Here is a 19,528-nt window from a genome sequence, read left to right on the forward strand (position 1 = left end):
TTAATTGTATTTTTAAATTTAAATCTTGTTCCGTTTTTTATTTAATTATTTTCAACATAGTCTTTAAAACAGTCAATCACGGCCTGACACCATTGCCTTTGCATGCTTTCAGAATTTTCTGTTTCAGGTTGAAATTTTTCTGTAAGAATTACTTTTTCACCATTTTCTTCAAAATGAACACTTCCGATTCTGTTGTCAGCTAGTTGATACGCTATTACCAAAAAGGTTTCTACCCCGGTGTAAACTCCTTCATAATCAAAAGTCGCAGTTCCGTCTTTGGCAGCCATCGTATATTTGAATTTACCTCCAACCTTCAAATCATTTTCGACATAAGGTGTAGACCAGTCCAGAGAACCAAAACTCCATTTTGTGATGTGTTCGGGTGCTGTCCAGAACTCCCAGACTTTGCTTACGGGTGCGTTAATGGTATTTTGTACTGTTATCATGGTTTATTTATTAAAATAAAAGATCTTTCTTTATAAAATTACAAATTATTTAAAGCAAATTTAATTTTTTAGGATTAGCTTTAGGTTACATTAAAAGTCAATTTTAGGGGCATTTAAGACAAAATACTTACTTTTGTAAACATTCATTTTTCCAAAAACCTATATTATCATGACTAAGAAAGTAGGATTAATTGTTCCGCACGACTATAAATTACTAAGTATAGCGGCCATTTTAGAAGTTTTTGAAACCGCCAATAAACTCTCTAAAGAAAACGAAAAACCTTTTGAAATTATGGTATTTCAATCGGCTGAACAGATCAATGAAGGACAGTTGTTTGGGTATAAGGTTAATCCGATTGAAGATTCGGATACCATTCTTGAACTTATTTTGATCCCCGCTTTTACCACTGATAATATGAGTGAGATGATTGCAAAGAACAAAAATTTCATCCCCTGGCTGAAAAAACACCATCAGTCCGGAGCCGAACTGGCGAGTTTTTGTACCGGTGCCTTTTTATTTGCCGCTTCGGGTTTGCTTAACGAAAAGTTAGCCACAACACATGTTGATGCCTGCAGCGCTTTTACCAAAGCATTTCCGTTGGTGAAATTAAAACCCGAGGAAACTTTAACCGCAGACGGTAGTTTGTATACCAGCGGAGGCTCGACCTCAACTTTTCACTTACTGATTCTTTTGGTTCAGAAATACTGTGGAAATGAAATTGCAGTTCAAATTGCGAAGATTTTCTCGATTGATTTAAACCGATACAAACAAAGCTATTTCAGCACCTTTAGACCGAATCATTTGCACAATGACACCTTAGTTGCGATGCTGCAACAAAAAATAGAAAGCCAATACCACACGATCGAAAAACTGGAAGAGATTACCAAAGACATTCCCACAAGTGCCCGCAACATGACAAGGCGGTTCAAGCAAGTTACAGGTATCCCGCCAATCGAGTATTTGCAAAATATAAGAGTGGAAAGTTCTAAAAAATATCTGGAACAAACCCAGCTTTCGATTTCTGAAATTATTGAAAAAACGGGCTATAATGACCCTAAAGCTTTTAGAAAAGTATTTTACAAAATGGTGGGCATGAAACCTATTGAGTACAGAGAGAAGTTTAGGGTGCAGTAAAATGCCCCGGAAATGATGGGTTACTTTATGCTTTTCATCGCCTCTTCTTCCTGAATAATCCGAATCACTAAAAGTATCAGATACACAGGGAAAAGGTATGTTAATGTCTTCCATGCATTACACAATAATCCGACTCCCACAAGTTCGGGAATGATATTTAAAAAGTAATTTGGGTGTCGTATCGTTCGAAACAAAAATGATCGGACTATTTTGTGATTGGGAGCAATATATATTTTTACAGTCCATATCTCCCTTAACTGATAGATAATATAAAAAAGCATTGTATAGCCAAAGATCATGAGACAAAGTCCGTATTCACTATATCTGTTGAACATTATTTTCTGGGTATAGGCTTCATAAAAGGAGCATACATAAAAAAGAAAATGTGTTACGGATAGAAAAAAAGAATTTAGTTTTCCAAATTGTGTTGCTCCCTCAGCTTTTAGTCTTTTCTCATTTGCAAGTGATATGGCAAGTGATATAATCCGCACTGTAAAGAATGCTATTAAGACAATTAATACTTTATTCATAATTTGTTATGTTTAATTAAAATGGTGTTTTTAGGACGGTGTCAATCAAATAGTTCTCAATTATAACTCGTAATTAACATAATCGCCAATTACCCTGGCTAGCTCCTTCTCACAACAACACATTTTTTTCAAATATAAGAAAAAACTTAAAAAACTAAACTAAAAAAATATTTTACTGAATAAAAAAACCTGCCCGAATTAACGAGCAGGTTTTAATAAACTGTTTTAATCTAATTTTAGAAACTTATGAAGCGATTTCCATACGTTTCAATAGATTTTTATTTAAAGTATGTTTTGCATAATCTTTATCGATACTTAAGATTTTATCGTCTGAACTTGGCAATTCGTACATGGCATCGGTTAAAATTGCTTCGCATAACGAACGCAATCCACGTGCACCTAATTTGTACTCTAATGCTTTGTCTACAATAAAATCTAATGCTTCATCTGTAATGGTGAACTCAACATCATCCATTAAGAATAATTTTTGATATTGTTTTACCAGAGCATTTTTAGGCTGTGTCAAAATTGCACGCAAGGTCTCTTTATCTAAAGGATCCATATGCGTTAAAACTGGTAAACGTCCAATAATTTCAGGAATCAAACCAAAATCTTTAATGTCTTTTGGAATGATGTATTGCAATAAATTGTCTTTATCGATATTGTCTACATTTTTAGAAGTCGAATATCCAACAGCCTGACGGTTCAGACGTTTAGAGATAATGCGTTCGACACCATCAAAAGCACCTCCTGCAATGAACAGGATGTTTTGGGTGTTTACTTCCACAAATTTCTGGTCCGGGTGTTTACGTCCTCCTTTTGGCGGTACGTTAACCACTGTTCCTTCTAATAATTTTAGTAAAGCCTGCTGCACTCCTTCACCAGAAACGTCACGGGTAATGGATGGATTATCACTCTTACGGGCAATTTTATCGATCTCATCAATAAAAACGATTCCTCTTTCGGCTTTGGTTACATCATAGTCGGCAGCTTGCAGCAAACGTGTCAAAATACTTTCGACATCTTCTCCTACATAACCTGCTTCTGTAAGTACGGTCGCATCAACGATAGCCAAAGGAACATCTAACATTTTAGCAATCGTTTTGGCTACTAATGTTTTTCCTGTTCCGGTTTGTCCCACCATGATGATGTTACTTTTTTCAATCTCTACTTCATCGTCTAATTGCTGTTGCATTAAACGCTTGTAGTGATTGTAAACAGCAACCGACATTACTTTTTTTGTCTGATCCTGACCAATAACATATTGATCTAAGAAGGCTCTGATTTCTTTTGGTTTCTTTAAAATTAAATCCCCAACAAGTTTTGCGCTTCCGCTTGATTTTAATTCTTCTAATACAATTCCATGTGCCTGTTCGATACACTTATCACAGATATGTGCATTAATACCTGCAATCAATAAATTGGTTTCTGGCTTTTTTCTTCCACAAAACGAACATTCTAATACTACTTTAGCCATTCTTTCTTAGTTACTAAGCTGCAAAGTTACTAAGTTTCTAAGATTTATCACTAAAACCTTAAAAACTTAGCAACCTCTTAACTTTTTATTTTTTGTTTCAGGTGTAATTTTGTTTCAGGTTTCAAGTTTCAAGTTAATCTTATAACCTTAATAACTTTGCCACTTTGAACCTTTAAAAAATTATCCTCTTCTTAATACTTCATCAATCATTCCGTATTCTTTCGCTTCGTCAGCAATCATCCAGTAATCACGCTCACTGTCTTTATGTACTTTGTCAAAAGTTTGTCCTGAATGCTGAGAGATAATATTATACAATTCATCTTTCAGTTTCAACATTTCGCGTAAGTTGATTTCCATATCTGTTGCAACTCCCTGAGCTCCTCCTGATGGCTGGTGAATCATTACTCTTGAATGTGGTAAAGCCGAACGTTTTCCTGCTGCTCCTGCACATAATAAAACAGCTCCCATAGAGGCTGCCATACCGGTACAAATTGTCGCTACGTCTGGTTTGATATACTGCATGGTGTCATAAATTCCTAATCCTGCATAAACACTTCCTCCAGGAGAATTTAGATAAATTTGGATGTCTTTTGAAGCATCAGCACTTTCTAAAAATAATAATTGTGCCTGAACGATATTCGCGATCTGATCGTCGATACCTGTTCCTAAAAAGATAATTCTGTCCATCATTAATCTCGAGAAAACATCTAATTGAGAAATATTCAACTGACGTTCTTCAATAATGTATGGAGTCATATTAGTTGGATTCATTGCAGCTATGATTTTATCATAGTACATTGCGTTTACTCCCTGGTGCTTTGTAGCAAATTTTTTGAATTCTTTACCGTAGTTCATATTTTTAGTTTAAAGTTTGAAAATCTAAAGTCAGAAAGTGACTTAATCGGATAAGACAAAGTTCATACCTTTTTATAAAGGATGCCAATTTGTCTTACTTTTTTTTGTTTCAGGTTTCAAGTTTCAGGTTGTTTACCGTTCGTTCCAACGAAAACTTGAAACCTGAAACAAAAAAACTTGAAACAAAAAAAAGAGCGTCAGAAAAAACTCCTGACGCTCAAATATACTTATTTTTTAGAAATTATTCTCCGTATGAAGCGGCAATAAATTCTTCGTAAGTTACTTCTTTTGTTGTTGGATTTGCTTTTTCTTTGAACACTTCCAATAATTTTTCAGCTACTACCTGCTCAGAAAGTCTTTTCACTTCTTCCTGGTTAGATAATACTCTTGCAACAATTCCCTGAACTTCTTCGTCAGTTGGATTTGTTTGTCCAAATTGAGCCATTTGCTGTCTGATTGCGTTTGTTGTAAAAGCTTTCAAATCTTCAAATGTAATTTGGATATTGCTTTGAGCCATAGCTTTTCCTTCGATCAATTGAAAACGTAATCCTTTTTCAGATCTTGCATATTCAACCTCAGCTTCTTCTGCAGAAAGTTTTTTCTCTCCAACAGTTTGTAACCATTTTTTAAGGAATTCAGCCGGTAAATCAAATTTTGTGCTTTCGATCAGGAATTCCTGAACGTCTAACAATAATTTTTGGTCTGCCTGTTGTGCGAATTGAGCTTCAGCATCTTCTTTAATTTTAGCTTTCAAATCTTCTAAAGAAGCTACTTTCCCTTCACCAAAAAGTTTATCAAATAACTCTTGGTTCAATTCAGCCAATTCAGCTCCGTTGATTGCCTCGATAGTAAAGTTTACTTCGATATCTAAACCGTGAACATCATCATGAGCTACTTTTAAGTAATCCATTAATTGGTGATCATCTTCGAATAAACCTTTTGTGCTTACTGCTACAACATCACCTACTTTTTTACCGATGAATTTATCAGCAGTAGCTTTGTTGAATGTAGATAAAGCAATTGTAGTGGTATTGTTGATTCCTTTTTCTTCGTTAGAGAAAGTTCCTGTCAAATCTGAATCAGCCACTACCGCTTCTTGTGGAATTGCTTTTCCGAATTGTTTTTGGATACGCTCTACCTGACCGTCGATTAATTTATCGTCAGCAGTTACGATGTATTTTACGATATTGTTTTTAGCTTCTAAATCAATTTCGAAGTTTGGCACTAAACCAATTTCGTATTCAAATGTTAATTCTTCAGCATCCCAGTCAAAGTTTTCATTTTCTTTGGCAAGTGGAGTTCCTAAAAGATTTAATCTTTCAGATTGAACAAAACGCTCTAAAGCCAAATCAACTACTTTTTTAACTTCTTCCTGCTTAATTGCTTTTCCATATTGTTTTTCAACAAGGTCTTTAGGAACCTGTCCTTTTCTAAAACCTTTTACAGTAGCCAATGGCATTTTTTCGTTTATTCTTTTTGCTACCTGACCTTTATAATCCATGTGAACAACTGTCATTACGATGGTTTCGTTCACAGCGTCTGTTGCTACTCTTTTAATATCCATTTTCTTCTTTAATTTACATAATAAAATTGGGTCGCAAAATTATAAAATTTTTGCAACCCAACCAAGTTTTTAATCTATTGTATTTGAATACGTTTTAATCACGCTCTCTCAATTTGTTTTAATTCTCGTCTCCTACTATTTTGTAGGTAATAGACTGAAGGATAGACAAGATGACACTAAAGAACAAGGCTGTCCAGAATGAATCGACCGCAAATCCTCCGACAATATTGGTACATAGTAAAATAATGATCGCATTAATCACCAGTAAAAACAAACCTAAAGTAATAAGTGTCACAGGCAATGTCAGGATGACTAATATTGGTTTTATAAACAGATTTAACAACCCTAAAACAACCGCAACAATTATTGCTGTCGTAAAACTTGCCACATGTACACCCGGTAAGAAATTTGCGATTAACAAAACCAAGCCTGCAGTAACAAGGAGTCTAAGTAATAGTTTCATATTTTTTTGATTTAAAATTTTATTTAAAAGTACTAAAATTTAATAATATAAACCTTTAGTTAAAATTCCGCTGATCGCTTTTTTTTCGTGAGCCAGCAATTTCTCTTTTTCCTCATCAGACATGTCGTGTACTACTCCGGCGTATTCTATACCATCAAATCCTAAAATTTCATCAAAAATAAGCTTTACCCTTTCCACATGATAATCGGAAGTAATGACAACAACTGAATTTAAATGATGCTTTAAGATTATTTTTTTGGACAACACAGCATCTTCAACTGTATTAGCCGACAATGCGGTCTCTAAAAAATTTTCCGGACAAAGTCCGTTGTTTCGTAAATGTTTCATGGCATAATCGGCATGCGGAAGCAACGCCTTATTAAAATGTTCGCCAAAACCACCTGTACAAATAATACAATGCTCTTTAGGGATAAAAATATCCAGACAATAATTTAAACGGTCTAAAGCAATTTCCCCCAAGTCTCCATTGTCTGAGTTTGGTGATCCTAATACAATTATAACTTTCATCTTTTTAAACAGAATAGCATTTACAGTCTAAAATCAAAGCTTACTCTTTTAAAAAGGTAGCGGTCAGTTCAAAAAACAATTTTGGATTTTCGGCATGCAGCCAGTGTCCGGCATTGGGAATGGTTTCGAATTTCGCCTTTGGAAAATGCCCGCGTATGGCGTCAAAATCTGAATCTGCAATATAACCTGAATCTCCTCCTCTAATAAATAAGGTATCTTTATCGAAAACCAGACCTTCAGCCAGTGGTTTTCCGATAGCATCCAGATTGTCATTAAAAACAGCCAGATTGAATCTAAAAGCCAACTGCCCTGGTTCAGCCCAGTATAAATTTTTCAGCAAAAATTGTCGGGTACCAAAATCAGGAACGTATTGTGCAACGATTGCCTCAACATCATTTCGGCTTGGTTTTACCGAAAAATCAACGGCATTTAAACCTGCCAAAATATCCTGATGGTGTTGTTTGTAAAATCTCGGACCAATATCGGCTACAATTAACTTATCAAGGATTTCAGGATAGGTAGTCGCAAAAAGCATGGCTACTTTCCCTCCCATTGAATGTCCCAAAAGATCTATTTTATTCAACTGATTGGCCTGACAATATTCAAACACATCCTGTACCATCGCCTCATAAGACCATTCATCTGAATGAAAACTGCGGCCGTGATTTCTTAAATCTAAAAGATGAACCTGAAAACCGGCATCGACATATTGTCCTGCTAGTGTTTTCCAGTTATCAGACATTCCTAAAAATCCGTGCATGATGACTAAAGGTTTTCCTTCCCCTTCTATTTTTGAGTATAACATTTATTGTGGTTTTAAAAACTGCTCACAAAGGTAAAAAAAGTTTAGGGATCCACCTTTAAACTAATTAGGCTTCATACGGCTATTTTAGTAGAAAAAAGTTCCCTGCCTTACGGCTTCCCGTAAAGAAAGCACAAATACTAAACGTAACTTGCGGCTCTAAAAATCAAAGTGAATTTTTGATTCAATTTATTTAATTTAAACCTCAACCATGATTAAAAAATTATTTTTACTATCGTTAGTTGCTTCTCAACTTATGGTTTCATGTTCTAGTGACGAACTCAAAGAAGAAACTCCAACTGAACAAAATCAGACTCTGGCAGAACAAATTGCAAATCTTGTAAAACAGCCTTATTCAAAACTAACTCCGGCGGAACAAAAAGTAAAATTAGAAGCTGAAGCTAATGAGATGCTGGTTCAGTTAGACAAATCAAAAAGTTCTGGCGCTATTGAAGCAATACAAAACTTAGGCAGATTATTAGGCCTTAGAAAGATTGATATTTTTAATGGAAAAAATGATAATGCAGTAGAAGATATTTTAAATGTTTCTGGTGTTTACGGTATTTATACCTGGGACAATACTGCAAAAATCTGGGTTAAAACAGCTTCTACTACAGAATTAAAGTTTGTTTTCCCTGCAAAAGCGTCACAAACAGCAAACAATGCAGTATTCTCTGCTAAAAGCACTTCATCTGATATCAAAGTAAAAAGCATCGATACTTATGGAAGCTGGAAGTATGACCCTGTAAAACAGCAATACACTCAAAGTCCATCTGTATATGACTATTTCTTTTTACCAACAACTGCAGATGCTACCTTAACAATTGATAATGCTCCGGCAGCTACTTTTACACAAACTGCAAAGTATTCTAACAAAAAAGAAATTCCAGACGATTTTGCCTACAAGATGACTTTAAATGATGGGTATGCCTGGGAAATGAGTGGTAAAAAAGCACTTGAAAGTACTTCAAAAGCAGCTTTTACTTTTAACGGAAAAACATTAGTTGATTTCAACGCCGGAAGTACAGCAAACATTGATGGTTTACTTGAAAATAGCGAACTGGTTCAGTACAGAGGAAAAGCAAATGGTTTAATTAAGTTAATGGACAATTTTATTATTGTTGCTAATATGGATTTAGCTACTGAAGCAGCTGATGATATTGCATTAGACAAAAGCATAATCCGTCCTGCTTATATAACTGACAACACCAACCCTAAAAATGACTACAAAGCCTATTACACTGCTTTAAACGCATACGAGAAAAAATACTCTGAAGGCTTGGTCGCTCTTTTCAACAAAAACATAAAATTGATCTTAGTTTCTAAGAAAGACGGAACTAAAATAGCTGATATTATCCAACATTCAGAAGCGAGAGGTAAACATACTTTTAACCTGCCAGTTTGGAATGAGAAAGACAAATACTGGTCATGGGGTACAAATCAAGGGGAATCATTCTCACAACCTTACATGGAAGAAATCTATTACCTGAAATTCAGTGACAACACTGAGGTAGAAATGAGCACTTATTTCTCAGAAGGTTTTGGAGCACTTGAAACTAAATTCGAGAATTTCGTAAAAGCATTCCAAAGATAATTGCTTTTAAAAGATAACCTTAAAGCCGTTTTGAAAACATTTTCAAAACGGCTTTCTTTTTTCCGGAGTCTTAACAATCAAAGTACTCTGACCATATCCTGCCCAAATACCTATACCGCCTTTTATGTTTGATTTTAAACTAGTGTTTGCCGGATAAATAGGGTTTCTGCTGTTTACGATTTCGTTTTGCCAGCTGTTCCAAAAATCCAGCGCTTCTTTATTTTGAGTTCTCAATTTTACATGAATTAAATCTCCGTCTGTAAAATAAGGCGTAAACTTAGTTTTAGGAAAGAGTAAAACTCCTCTGTTAATTTGTACGGATACTGCGGCTGTACTAAAGTTCTTATCGTCTAAATTACCATAAAACGAAGGCACAAAAATAGACTCCTTCCCTTCTATTCTTGTCGCAATCTGATAATAGTTCTTTTCGTTTACCGGATCGTCAAATTTCACAAAAACATAACCCGTTGTATCGGAATCCGTTTTCTTTACGTACTCAGCACTTTTTATCGCTACGGTTTTTGGAATTTTGGTTGTCGCTTCCACAATCCGATTCAGGAATTCAATTTTTAACGAATATTCTTTTCCTGCTTCTCCTTTTAAGGTTGTCCCATAATACACAAACGGAGGCACTCTGTCTTTATCATTTTTAACCTTTAAGACCTCCGACGTCTGACCGTCAGAAACTGTAATTTTGGCTGATCGGATCACATGATTTAAAACATTGGTAGAATCAATCATTTCGGTAACCGGAATACTCCTCGACAATAAAACCTGAGCATAATCGCCTTCCTCAATCCAGCCCTCTACTACAATTTTAGATTCGGCACTTTGCGTACTAAAATCGTCTTTCGAACAACTTGTCACGACCAAAACTACAAGAAACAGTATATATTTTTTCATCTTTTAAAATTTAAATCTCCAACTTACAGAAGGCAATATGCGATACAAAACCTTTTCTTCCTGTTTTACAATTACACTGTTTTTATCTTTATTCACCTTAACATCCAAAACCATATAAATCGGATTTTCGATATTGAAGGTATTGTAAATTGAAAAATTCAGCGCACTTTCTTTTTTATTGGTTTTCAGGAAAAAGTAATTCACCGAAAGGTCTGTCCGGATATAATTGGGCATCTGCGCATTGTTGTAGCCCGAATATTCTTTAACGGGATTATTGTTGATGAAATACCAGGAAGTAGGCATTGTAAATCGGTTCCCGGAACCAAATAACTGTGTTACTCCAAAATTCCATTTGGCATTCAGCTCATACATTCCGACGATCGACAAATTATGGCGTCTGTCGTATTTGGCAAAATATGTTTTCCCATTATTCAATTCCTCAAAATTTCGATCGGACCAACTTAACGTATAACTCAGCCAGCCTGTAAACTTCCCATTGCTTTTGCGCAGCATTACTTCTAGTCCGTATGCTTTTCCTTTTCCAGTTAACAAATCGTTTTTAAATGTTGTCGTTTCATTAAACTGAGTAATCCCGTACGGGTATTCGAGTAAATTTTTCATCGAGCGATAGAATCCTCCGAGAGAAGTCGTAAAGTTCTTCGAAATATTCTGATTAGAACCAATCGAAAATTCATCCGACAATTGCGGTTTTATACCATCGGAACTGGCGATCCAAAAATCAGTAGGAATCCCGACACTTGAAGTTGTGATCAAACTCAGATACTGATATTGTCTGTTATAAGATCCGTAAAAAGAGTATTTCTCGTTCCAGCTATAATTCAACAAAACACGGGGCTGAAAATGCAAATAGGAATCACGGGAACCGGACGTGTAATAATTAACCCTAAGACCCAATTCAGCATTTAAACGATCGGTGAATTTTGGTCTTATGGTAGTAAAAACAGCCGCTTCATTGGCATTAATTGTATTGTTTTGAATAGCACTATTGGCATCGGTCAGGTTTTCGACATTGACTTTTTGAGGCTGCAAATCATGATGTACATATTGCAGACCAGATTCTACAGGAACATTTTTGATCTGATATCGAAAGACATTATTAAATCCAAAGTCTTTTACATAGGACGAAACGTCAAACCCAATTGTAGCCTGCTCCATATCCAGCTCATTAGAATATTTACTAAAATAAACGGCGTTTGACATGCTTATTTTTGGCGAAATGGTTGTGACTAAGGTTGGCGAAATGGTAACATTGCTCCACTTTAAACTTGTGCGCAAAGCAAGATTTTCATCATTGATTTTTAATGCATCACCACTAACAAAAGCATCTACAGAGAGTAAATTGTTCTTAGAAACCTGAGAAATAAAAGTGATATTTCCGTCAGAGAAACCGTATTTCATATTCTGAACGTCATTGTTTTTTGAACCGGAACGCAGTAAGGGCGCAACAATCTCATCAATATACGTTTTCCTGCCCGAGAGGTACAAGCCCGAATTTTTACCTATTGGAGCCGTCAAGGTAAGCTGTGAAGCTAAAATTCCAACATTCCCCTGAATACCCAATTCTGAAGGTACTTTTTTATTCGGAATCAAAAGTGTGGTTGAACTTAAACGTCCGCCATATTTTGCATTCGAACTTGATTTATCAAACTCGACACCTTTAATATGATCGGTATTGTAAAAAGGAAAAATGCCCAACAAGTGAGACATTCCATACACAGGAGTGCCATCGTATAAAATGGCATTGTGCCCCGGGTCTCCACCCCGAACATATAAATATCCGTTTGCATCTCCCGAATTTTGCACTCCGGGGGTCAACTGCAAAAGCTTTATGATATCGGTGGTTCCTAAAACGGTTGGAACAGAAGAAAGTTCTTTTAAATTAAACAATAATTTGCCTCCTGATAAAGTTGTAATGGCACTTTTTTTATCATTGTTTACTATAACTTCTTTCAGATGAGCAACATCTTTTTCGAGTACGATCGAAAGCACGGTATCTTTGACAACCTTAAGCTTAATAACTTTCTTAAGATATCCCAATTGGCTAATGGCTATTTCTACCTGCCCTAAGGGCATTTGCTGTGAAAAATGACCAATAGAATCTGATATGGCGTAATAGTACTGCTGATCCGTCTCTAAAGAAACACTTGCTCCAATGAGGTTTTCATGTTCAGAAGATTTTATATTCCCAATGACGCTGGCTTTGGATTGGGCAAATACATTGGAAAAACAGAGTAAAAAAAAGAGGGTAATTGTTTTTGGCACTTGATTTTAATAAGAAAAGTGCGAAAGTAAACAATTACCCAATGTTTTCTGAGCGTATATGCTATTTTATTTCCTCAATGAATTGGCGTTCTGCTCAATTCGGTACGCAATGCGTTCCAAAATCATCTAAAACAGAAAACTTACTTCAACTTATTCAGATACATATTTACTACATTATCCAAACCAAGATAAAGCGCTTCTGAAATTAAAGCATGACCAATAGAGACTTCTAGCAATCCTGGAATATTTTGTTTGAAAAACTGAATATTATCCAGGCTAAGATCGTGACCTGCATTGATTCCCAAACCTAATTCATTGGCCAGTTTTGCAGCTTCCACATAAGGATCGATTCCGTTTTTATTTCCTAAGCCGTATTGATGTGCAAAAGCTTCGGTGTACAATTCGATACGATCTGTTCCGGTTTTTTTTGCTCCTTCAATAACCTCCAGCACCGGATCAACAAAAATCGAAGTTCTGATTCCGTTGCGCTGAAATTCCTGAATAACTTCGGTTAAGTACGATTGATTGGCGACAGTATCCCAACCCGCAGACGAGGTAATCGCCCCAATAGCATCAGGAACCAAAGTCACCTGTGTTGGTTTGCATTCTAAAACCAGATCGATAAAATTATGCTGTGGATTTCCTTCAATATTATATTCGGTATGTACAATTGCTTTTAAATCGCGTGCATCCTGATAACGAATATGACGCTCATCCGGACGCGGATGAATCGTGATTCCCTGCGCACCAAAATTCTGAATATCGGCCGCAACTTTTAATAAATCAGGAACATTTCCGCCACGTGCATTTCGCAGCGTTGCAATTTTATTGATATTTACACTTAACTTTGTCATATAAATAGATAATTAATTCTAGTAACACTATATTTGTTACGACAAAAATACAAAGTAAAACGTAGCGTTTTTTGCTATTTTTTGATTATTTTGCATGAAATATCTTCAATAGATTTATGACAGAAATTACAAACTATATCACCAATGATTTCAGGGCAATTGATAGTCAGGAAACGATAGCATCGGTTCAGGACTTTTTTGCTGATTTGAATTTTTCGCATTTTCCGGTTCTGGAAAACGGCATTTTTATTGGAAGTATTGCCGCTGATGATGTCGAAACTTTTGACACCGACAAAAAAGCAATTGATTACAAATATACTTTAGAACGTTTTTATGCCCGAAAATCGATGCTGTGGCTCGATGTTTTAGAAGTATTTGCTAAAAATCATACCAATACCATTCCGATTCTTGACGAAAATAATGCCTATGTTGGTTATTATGAAATGGAGGACATCATGAAATTTTTTCAGGAAACCCCATTCATAAAAGAACAAGGCGGTATTATTATTGTTCAAAAAGGACTTTTGGATTACTCTATGGGCCAAGTGACTCAAATTATAGAAAGCAACAACGGTAAGATCCTTGGCTGTTTTATCTCTGAAGCTGATTTAGACAATGTTCAAATCACCATAAAAATTGGTGTTGGACCTATGAATGAAATCATTCAGACGTTTAGACGCTACAATTACGAAATCATCTCAGAACATCAGGAAGACGCCTATATCAACAGTTTAAAAGAGCGTTCAGATTACCTGGACAAATACCTTAATATATAATGTGCCAATGAGTAAATTAGATAATTAAACAATTTCCTATTGACAAATCATCTAATTAACACATTAACTAATTATCTAATTTCTAATTACCTCATTATCTAATTACAAAGAATGAAAGTAGCCATTTACGGGCAGTATTACCAAAACAGTACGGAGCCTATTATTAAAGACATTTTTATTTTTTTCAATTCCAATAATGTCGAAATGGTAATTGAAGAGAACTTCCTGAAAATGCTCTACGAAAAAAAGATCGTTAAAAAGGAATACAACACCTTTTCGGCCACTACTTCGTTAGATGATAGTTTTGAAATGCTTATTAGTATTGGTGGTGACGGTACCATTTTGAGAGCTGCTACCCTGGTTCGCAACTCGGGCCTTCCTATATTAGGTATCAACGCAGGAAGATTAGGATTTCTGGCAAGCGTTCCAAAAGAAAGTATTGATAATTTTCTACAATATATCATTGACAAAAAATACACCATCTCCGAAAGGACTTTACTGAGTTTAACCTGCGATCCGAAAAACGACGCTATCGAAGACGAATTAAACTTTGCGATGAACGAAGTTACGGTGAGTCGAAAAGACACTACCTCGATGATCACGGTTGAAACGTATTTAAACAACGAATACCTAAATTCGTATTGGGCAGATGGTTTAATCATTTCAACACCTACCGGTTCAACAGGTTATTCTTTAAGCTGTGGCGGTCCAATTTTGACCCCAAATGTCGAAAGTTTAGTAATCACTCCTATTGCACCACACAATTTAAACGCCAGACCTTTAGTCATCCCGGACAATACCGAGATCAAACTTCGCGTTACCGGAAGAGAAGATCAGTATTTAGTCTCTTTAGATTCCAGAATCACTTCTGTAAAAAACGAATCTGTTTTAAAAATCAAAAAGACGGATTTCAAAATAAAAATGGTGGAAATACCGGGCGAAACTTTCTTAAAAACCTTGAGAAACAAGCTACTTTGGGGAGAAGACAAGAGAAATTAAGCTTTTTTCTGAATTACCACTATACGATAATGCTACATTTTCCCGTTCTGCATATAGCGAATCGACATTAAATGGCTTAAAATCATATTGTAAATTGAAAAAAAAGCACATTTAGCTAAACAAACGTTGATTCGTATCGATAATTATTATATTTGCACGCAATTTCCAATTAAATGAAGAAAATTTTTAATTTATTGTTATGTTTTTTCCCCTTTATTACACTAAATGCTCAAATCAATGAGATTGGTGTTTTTCTGGGTGGAAGCAACTTTGTAGGAGATGTAGGCAACACTACTTATATCTCTCCGGAAAAATTGGCTTTCGGCGTTTTGTACAAATGGAACAAGAGCCCACGTCATTCGTATCGCTTCTCCTACACTCAATCAACCATTGTTGGAAACGATTTAGACTCAAAGGAAACAGGAAGAAACAGAAGAGGCTATAGCTTTAAAAATAATGTAAAAGAACTTTCTGCGGGTTTGGAATTCAATTTTTTCGATTTTAATCTGCATGATTACCACCCAAAAGTGACTCCTTATATATTCTCAGGACTAAACTTTTTTATGTACGACAAATTGTATCGCTTTACATCAAGTCCAAGCGTAACACAATCAGTGAGTTCAAACTCATTTGCCATACCTATTATATTAGGTATAAAATCTAACATTACCCCACATTTAGTGCTTGGAGCTGAAGTTGGAGCACGATATACTTTTACAGATGCTATCGACTCCAGCAACCCAAATACAAAAAACACGAACATATTACAGTTTGGAAATTTAAATAATAATGATTGGTATGTCTTCTCTGGTATTACTTTAACTTATACCTTTGGACAAAAACCTTGCTATTGCGCAGAATAATAAAATGAATTTACTAGAATCTATAGATCAAACAAACTTACCCAAACATTTGGCCATTATTATGGACGGAAATGGTCGTTGGGCAAAACAACAAGGTTTTTTAAGAGCATTTGGTCACGAAAACGGAACAAAATCTGTAAAAAACACTATAAAAACCTGTGCCAAACTTGGTATTGAATACCTGACACTATACGCCTTTTCGACAGAAAACTGGAATCGTCCAAAATTGGAAGTCGAAGCACTGATGAAAATTTTGATCAATTCATTAAAAAAAGAGCTTGTTACCTTACAGGAAAACAACATCAAACTTAATGCAATTGGCAACCTTGAAAAACTACCAAAATCGGCTCAAAAAGAGCTTTTGGATGTAATCGACAAAACAAAAAATAACACGCGTCTAACCTTAACTCTTGCATTAAGTTACGGATCAAGAGAAGAATTGGTAAATGCCGTGAGAATCATCAGTGATAAAGTTAAAAATAATATAATTTCAATAGACGCTATTGACGATTCAATTATAAATGAGCATCTTTACACGCAAAATTTACCTGACGTAGATTTATTAATAAGAACAAGTGGAGAGCATAGAATAAGTAATTTTTTGCTATGGCAGATCGCCTATGCAGAACTATATTTTACTAATGTCTTATGGCCAGACTTTAAAGACCAAGATTTATATGAGGCTATTATTAGTTATCAAAAAAGAGAACGTAGATTTGGAAAAACCAGTGAACAAATTAAATAATATTTTAGTGTTGCAAAAAAGAATACAAATAGTCTTTACCCTACTTATTTTGGGTAGTTTTTCACAAATTAAAGCACAAGAAAGAGTTCCTTTTGATCAAGGGAAAAAATATATTCTTGCTAAAGTTTCTGTTGTTGGTAAAATAAGCTTTAACGAACAAACCGTTGTTACTTTCTCTGGCCTTCAAAAAGGACAGGAAATAGCAGTTCCGGGGGAAGAAATTAGTGGCGCTATTAAAAAATTAGGTAAACTAGGACTTTTTGACGAAATCTCTTTTTACGTTAACAAAATCGACAACGACAGTATCTATCTGGATCTGAACATTGTTGAGCTTCCTAAATTAAATGAAGTTAAATTTGTAGGGGTTAAGAAAAATAAAATCGAAGGATTAATTAAGGACAACAATTTAACCAAAAACAAAATTGTCAACGAAAACTTAATCACGACAACCAAAAATTATATTGAAAATAAATATAAAAAAGAAGGTTTCTACAACACCAAAGTCACCATTACCAACACTCCTGATACCCTAAACGGTCATCGCGTAAACATGCTGGTACGGATAGACAAAGGCGATAAAGTCAAAATTAGCAATATCGATTTCATAGGTAACAAACAACTTACCGGAAATCAATTGCGCTCTGCCATGAAAGATACCAAGCAAAAAAATGTACTTCGTATCTTAAAATCTTCCAAATTCATTCCTGAAAAATACAAAACCGACTTAGAAAAAGTCGTTGCTGCTTATAAAGAAAAAGGATATCGTGACGCCCGTATTATTTATGATTCTGTTACTTACAACAAGAACAAGAACATGTTGGGCATCAAAATTAAAGTTGAAGAAGGAAACAAATACTACTTCGGAAACATCAAATTCTTAGGAAATACCGTTTACTCTGATCAATTATTAAACCGTTATTTAGGAATCAAAAAAGGAGAAACCTACAATGGTGTTTTATTGGAAAAACGTATCGCCGACAAAACAAAACCTGATGCAGAAGACATCACAAACTTATATCAAAACAACGGTTACCTGTTCTCTAACATCAACGCTGTAGAGGTAAAAACAGTAAACGATACCATCGATTTTGAAATTAGAGTTACCGAAGGTCCTATCGCCTACTTCAACAAAATATCGGTTGTAGGAAACGATAAAACAAATGACCACGTTATCTATCGCGAGTTAAGAACAAAACCGGGAGAAAAATACAGTAAAGAGCAATTGGTAAGAACCATTCGTGAGATTGGACAATTAGGATTCTTTGATCCTGAAGCAATTGATCCAAAATTCAAGAACGTAGATGCCGCAGCCGGGACTGTTGATATTGAGTACCATGTTGTAGAGAAAGGATCAAGCCAGGTCGAACTTCAGGGAGGTTACGGTGGTGGAGGTTTCATTGGAACACTGGGATTATCGTTTAACAACTTCTCAGCAAGAAACCTTTTCAACAAAGAATCGTACAAACCATTACCAATGGGAGACGGTCAAAAAGTAGCCCTTCGTTTACAAGGAAGTACTTACTTTCAAACCTATAGTGTATCGTTTTCAGAGCCATGGTTTGGAGGGAAAAAACCGGTACAATTTAGTTCATCTATCTCATACAGTAAACAATTCCTAAACAACTTTGCTACCAGAAATGTAGATAAAAGCAAAAGTTTTAACATCTTAACGCTACAAGTTGGTTTAGCAAAAAGACTTAATGTGCCGGACGATTACTTCGTATTGTCACAATCTGTAAGTTACCAGCACTATGATTTGAACAATTATAATACAGGATTGTTTACCTTTGGTAACGGAGCGTCAAGAAACTTAGCGTATACTATTGGACTTTCGAGAAGTAATAAAGGGCTTAACCCAATATTCCCGACCTATGGTTCAGACTTTAGTATTTCTGCAAAAGTAACACCTCCTTATTCCTTATTTAACGGAATTGATTATGGTGATTTAAAAAATCAAAAAGAATACAAAACACAATATACAGGAAGTCCAACATCTGGTGCAGATGGAAGACCAATGAATACTGGAGATTACACTAAAACAGAAACTATAAACGGACAACCGGGTGTAGTGAGTGTAGGTTCTGATTACGCAAGTGCAGATACAGACCAGGGTAAAGTGGATCAAAAAAGATACAACTGGCTTGAATATTATAAAATTAAATTCAAAGGTGAGTGGTATACCAAACTTTATGGTAAATTAGTAATGCGAACTTTAACAGAGTTTGGATTCCTTGGAGCCTATAATCAACAAAGAGGTGTTGTACCGTTTGAGCGCTTCTATTTAGGAGGAGACGGAATGGCGAACTACTCGATGGATGGTAGAGAAACAGTACAGTTAAGAGGTTATGAAAATAACTCTTTGACTCCGGTAAATGCAAATGGAGATCAGATTGGAGCAACAATCTACAATAAGTTCTCTATGGAATTGCGTTATCCGATTACGTTAAAAGCTTCTGCATCGATTTATGCATTGGCGTTTTTAGAAGCGGGTTCATCATACCCAACTTTTAAAGCTTACAATCCATTTGATCTAAACCGTTCAGCAGGTGTTGGTTTACGTGTATTCATGCCAGCCTTCGGATTATTAGGAATTGACTGGGGTTACGGTTTCGATCCTCAACCGGGAGAAACTAAGGCGCATGGTAAAGAAATTCATTTTATTATCGGACAACAATTTTAAAAAAACAATAGTTGGTTAAAAATTTTCAAAT

The 19,528-nt window shown here is 35.4% G+C and carries 18 protein-coding genes; 7 read left to right on the plus strand and 11 right to left on the minus strand.

The window, feature by feature from the left end:
* Positions 1-41: 41 nt before the first annotated feature.
* Positions 42-446 carry an SRPBCC domain-containing protein gene (locus ACN1CN_RS15195; RefSeq protein ID WP_419136241.1) on the minus strand — a complete coding sequence of 135 codons (405 nt, stop codon included), beginning with the start codon at positions 444-446 and terminating at the stop codon, positions 42-44.
* A gap of 169 nt (positions 447-615) precedes the next feature.
* On the opposite strand from ACN1CN_RS15195, the gene ACN1CN_RS15200 reads away from it, so the two are divergent.
* On the plus strand, positions 616-1,581 hold the full coding sequence (locus ACN1CN_RS15200; protein WP_291285928.1) for a GlxA family transcriptional regulator: 966 nt from the start codon (positions 616-618) through the stop codon (positions 1,579-1,581).
* A gap of 20 nt (positions 1,582-1,601) precedes the next feature.
* On the opposite strand, the gene ACN1CN_RS15205 is transcribed toward ACN1CN_RS15200, so the two are convergent.
* From ACN1CN_RS15205 to ACN1CN_RS15235, 7 genes are all read right to left on the minus strand, one after another.
* The gene (locus ACN1CN_RS15205; RefSeq protein WP_419136242.1) at positions 1,602-2,111 is read right to left on the minus strand and encodes an isoprenylcysteine carboxyl methyltransferase family protein; all 510 of its coding nucleotides are present in this window, start codon (positions 2,109-2,111) and stop codon (positions 1,602-1,604) included.
* Positions 2,112-2,355: 244 nt separating this feature from the next.
* On the minus strand, positions 2,356-3,588 hold the full coding sequence (clpX, locus tag ACN1CN_RS15210) for an ATP-dependent Clp protease ATP-binding subunit ClpX (RefSeq protein WP_264522765.1): 1,233 nt from the start codon (positions 3,586-3,588) through the stop codon (positions 2,356-2,358).
* A 180-nt stretch (positions 3,589-3,768) separates the two neighbouring features.
* Entirely contained in the window at positions 3,769-4,443 is a 675-nt protein-coding gene (gene clpP / locus ACN1CN_RS15215; protein WP_089054473.1) for an ATP-dependent Clp endopeptidase proteolytic subunit ClpP, read from the minus strand.
* A 241-nt stretch (positions 4,444-4,684) separates the two neighbouring features.
* Complete coding sequence (locus tag ACN1CN_RS15220) at positions 4,685-6,007, minus strand: trigger factor (protein WP_264522763.1); 1,323 nt, start codon at positions 6,005-6,007, stop codon at positions 4,685-4,687.
* A gap of 118 nt (positions 6,008-6,125) precedes the next feature.
* Positions 6,126-6,470 carry a phage holin family protein gene (locus ACN1CN_RS15225; RefSeq protein ID WP_264522762.1) on the minus strand — a complete coding sequence of 115 codons (345 nt, stop codon included), beginning with the start codon at positions 6,468-6,470 and terminating at the stop codon, positions 6,126-6,128.
* A 39-nt stretch (positions 6,471-6,509) separates the two neighbouring features.
* The gene (locus tag ACN1CN_RS15230) at positions 6,510-6,998 is read right to left on the minus strand and encodes a YdcF family protein (protein WP_419136243.1); all 489 of its coding nucleotides are present in this window, start codon (positions 6,996-6,998) and stop codon (positions 6,510-6,512) included.
* Between the two features lie 40 nt (positions 6,999-7,038).
* Positions 7,039-7,803, minus strand: a complete 765-nt coding sequence (locus tag ACN1CN_RS15235) for an alpha/beta fold hydrolase (RefSeq protein WP_419136244.1) — start codon at positions 7,801-7,803, stop codon at positions 7,039-7,041.
* 208 nt (positions 7,804-8,011) lie between these two features.
* On the opposite strand from ACN1CN_RS15235, the gene ACN1CN_RS15240 reads away from it, so the two are divergent.
* Complete coding sequence (locus tag ACN1CN_RS15240) at positions 8,012-9,394, plus strand: hypothetical protein (RefSeq protein ID WP_419136245.1); 1,383 nt, start codon at positions 8,012-8,014, stop codon at positions 9,392-9,394.
* Positions 9,395-9,436: 42 nt separating this feature from the next.
* Here the strand turns inward: ACN1CN_RS15240 and ACN1CN_RS15245 are convergent, their stop codons facing one another.
* From ACN1CN_RS15245 to ACN1CN_RS15255, 3 genes are all read right to left on the minus strand, one after another.
* Complete coding sequence (locus ACN1CN_RS15245; RefSeq protein ID WP_419136246.1) at positions 9,437-10,297, minus strand: DUF4249 domain-containing protein; 861 nt, start codon at positions 10,295-10,297, stop codon at positions 9,437-9,439.
* A gap of 3 nt (positions 10,298-10,300) precedes the next feature.
* Positions 10,301-12,580, minus strand: coding sequence for a TonB-dependent receptor plug domain-containing protein (locus ACN1CN_RS15250; RefSeq protein ID WP_419136247.1), 2,280 nt, complete (start codon positions 12,578-12,580; stop codon positions 10,301-10,303).
* A gap of 140 nt (positions 12,581-12,720) precedes the next feature.
* Entirely contained in the window at positions 12,721-13,434 is a 714-nt protein-coding gene (locus tag ACN1CN_RS15255) for a pyridoxine 5'-phosphate synthase (protein ID WP_291285921.1), read from the minus strand.
* Positions 13,435-13,550: 116 nt separating this feature from the next.
* On the opposite strand from ACN1CN_RS15255, the gene ACN1CN_RS15260 reads away from it, so the two are divergent.
* The 5 genes from ACN1CN_RS15260 to ACN1CN_RS15280 all read left to right on the plus strand — a co-directional run bounded on the left by ACN1CN_RS15260 (position 13,551) and on the right by ACN1CN_RS15280 (position 19,497).
* The gene (locus ACN1CN_RS15260; RefSeq protein ID WP_264522755.1) at positions 13,551-14,210 is read left to right on the plus strand and encodes a CBS domain-containing protein; all 660 of its coding nucleotides are present in this window, start codon (positions 13,551-13,553) and stop codon (positions 14,208-14,210) included.
* Between the two features lie 111 nt (positions 14,211-14,321).
* The gene (locus ACN1CN_RS15265) at positions 14,322-15,209 is read left to right on the plus strand and encodes an NAD kinase (protein ID WP_264522754.1); all 888 of its coding nucleotides are present in this window, start codon (positions 14,322-14,324) and stop codon (positions 15,207-15,209) included.
* A 173-nt stretch (positions 15,210-15,382) separates the two neighbouring features.
* The gene (locus ACN1CN_RS15270) at positions 15,383-16,072 is read left to right on the plus strand and encodes a DUF6089 family protein (protein ID WP_419136248.1); all 690 of its coding nucleotides are present in this window, start codon (positions 15,383-15,385) and stop codon (positions 16,070-16,072) included.
* Positions 16,073-16,076: 4 nt separating this feature from the next.
* Entirely contained in the window at positions 16,077-16,817 is a 741-nt protein-coding gene (locus ACN1CN_RS15275; RefSeq protein WP_264526376.1) for an isoprenyl transferase, read from the plus strand.
* Entirely contained in the window at positions 16,750-19,497 is a 2,748-nt protein-coding gene (locus tag ACN1CN_RS15280; protein ID WP_419136249.1) for a BamA/OMP85 family outer membrane protein, read from the plus strand. The genes ACN1CN_RS15275 and ACN1CN_RS15280 overlap by 68 nt, the downstream gene beginning before the upstream one ends.
* Positions 19,498-19,528 lie beyond the last annotated feature (31 nt).

The organism is Flavobacterium sp. T12S277, assembly GCF_048514875.1.
Classification (GTDB): domain Bacteria; phylum Bacteroidota; class Bacteroidia; order Flavobacteriales; family Flavobacteriaceae; genus Flavobacterium.

Bases quoted from the DNA above. Each gene is read 5' to 3' on its own strand.
- ACN1CN_RS15265 (WP_264522754.1), top strand. From the start codon at position 14,322: ATGAAAGTAGCCATTTACGGGCAGTATTACCAAAACAGTACGGAGCCT.
- ACN1CN_RS15280 (WP_419136249.1), top strand. From the start codon at position 16,750: ATGAGGCTATTATTAGTTATCAAAAAAGAGAACGTAGATTTGGAAAAA.
- ACN1CN_RS15205 (WP_419136242.1), bottom strand. From the start codon at position 2,111: ATGAATAAAGTATTAATTGTCTTAATAGCATTCTTTACAGTGCGGATT.
- ACN1CN_RS15260 (WP_264522755.1), top strand. From the start codon at position 13,551: ATGACAGAAATTACAAACTATATCACCAATGATTTCAGGGCAATTGAT.
- ACN1CN_RS15200 (WP_291285928.1), top strand. From the start codon at position 616: ATGACTAAGAAAGTAGGATTAATTGTTCCGCACGACTATAAATTACTA.
- ACN1CN_RS15230 (WP_419136243.1), bottom strand. From the start codon at position 6,998: ATGAAAGTTATAATTGTATTAGGATCACCAAACTCAGACAATGGAGAC.
- ACN1CN_RS15255 (WP_291285921.1), bottom strand. From the start codon at position 13,434: ATGACAAAGTTAAGTGTAAATATCAATAAAATTGCAACGCTGCGAAAT.
- ACN1CN_RS15245 (WP_419136246.1), bottom strand. From the start codon at position 10,297: ATGAAAAAATATATACTGTTTCTTGTAGTTTTGGTCGTGACAAGTTGT.
- ACN1CN_RS15220 (WP_264522763.1), bottom strand. From the start codon at position 6,007: ATGGATATTAAAAGAGTAGCAACAGACGCTGTGAACGAAACCATCGTA.
- ACN1CN_RS15270 (WP_419136248.1), top strand. From the start codon at position 15,383: ATGAAGAAAATTTTTAATTTATTGTTATGTTTTTTCCCCTTTATTACA.
- ACN1CN_RS15195 (WP_419136241.1), bottom strand. From the start codon at position 446: ATGATAACAGTACAAAATACCATTAACGCACCCGTAAGCAAAGTCTGG.
- ACN1CN_RS15235 (WP_419136244.1), bottom strand. From the start codon at position 7,803: ATGTTATACTCAAAAATAGAAGGGGAAGGAAAACCTTTAGTCATCATG.
- clpP (WP_089054473.1), bottom strand. From the start codon at position 4,443: ATGAACTACGGTAAAGAATTCAAAAAATTTGCTACAAAGCACCAGGGA.
- ACN1CN_RS15275 (WP_264526376.1), top strand. From the start codon at position 16,077: ATGAATTTACTAGAATCTATAGATCAAACAAACTTACCCAAACATTTG.
- ACN1CN_RS15225 (WP_264522762.1), bottom strand. From the start codon at position 6,470: ATGAAACTATTACTTAGACTCCTTGTTACTGCAGGCTTGGTTTTGTTA.
- ACN1CN_RS15240 (WP_419136245.1), top strand. From the start codon at position 8,012: ATGATTAAAAAATTATTTTTACTATCGTTAGTTGCTTCTCAACTTATG.
- clpX (WP_264522765.1), bottom strand. From the start codon at position 3,588: ATGGCTAAAGTAGTATTAGAATGTTCGTTTTGTGGAAGAAAAAAGCCA.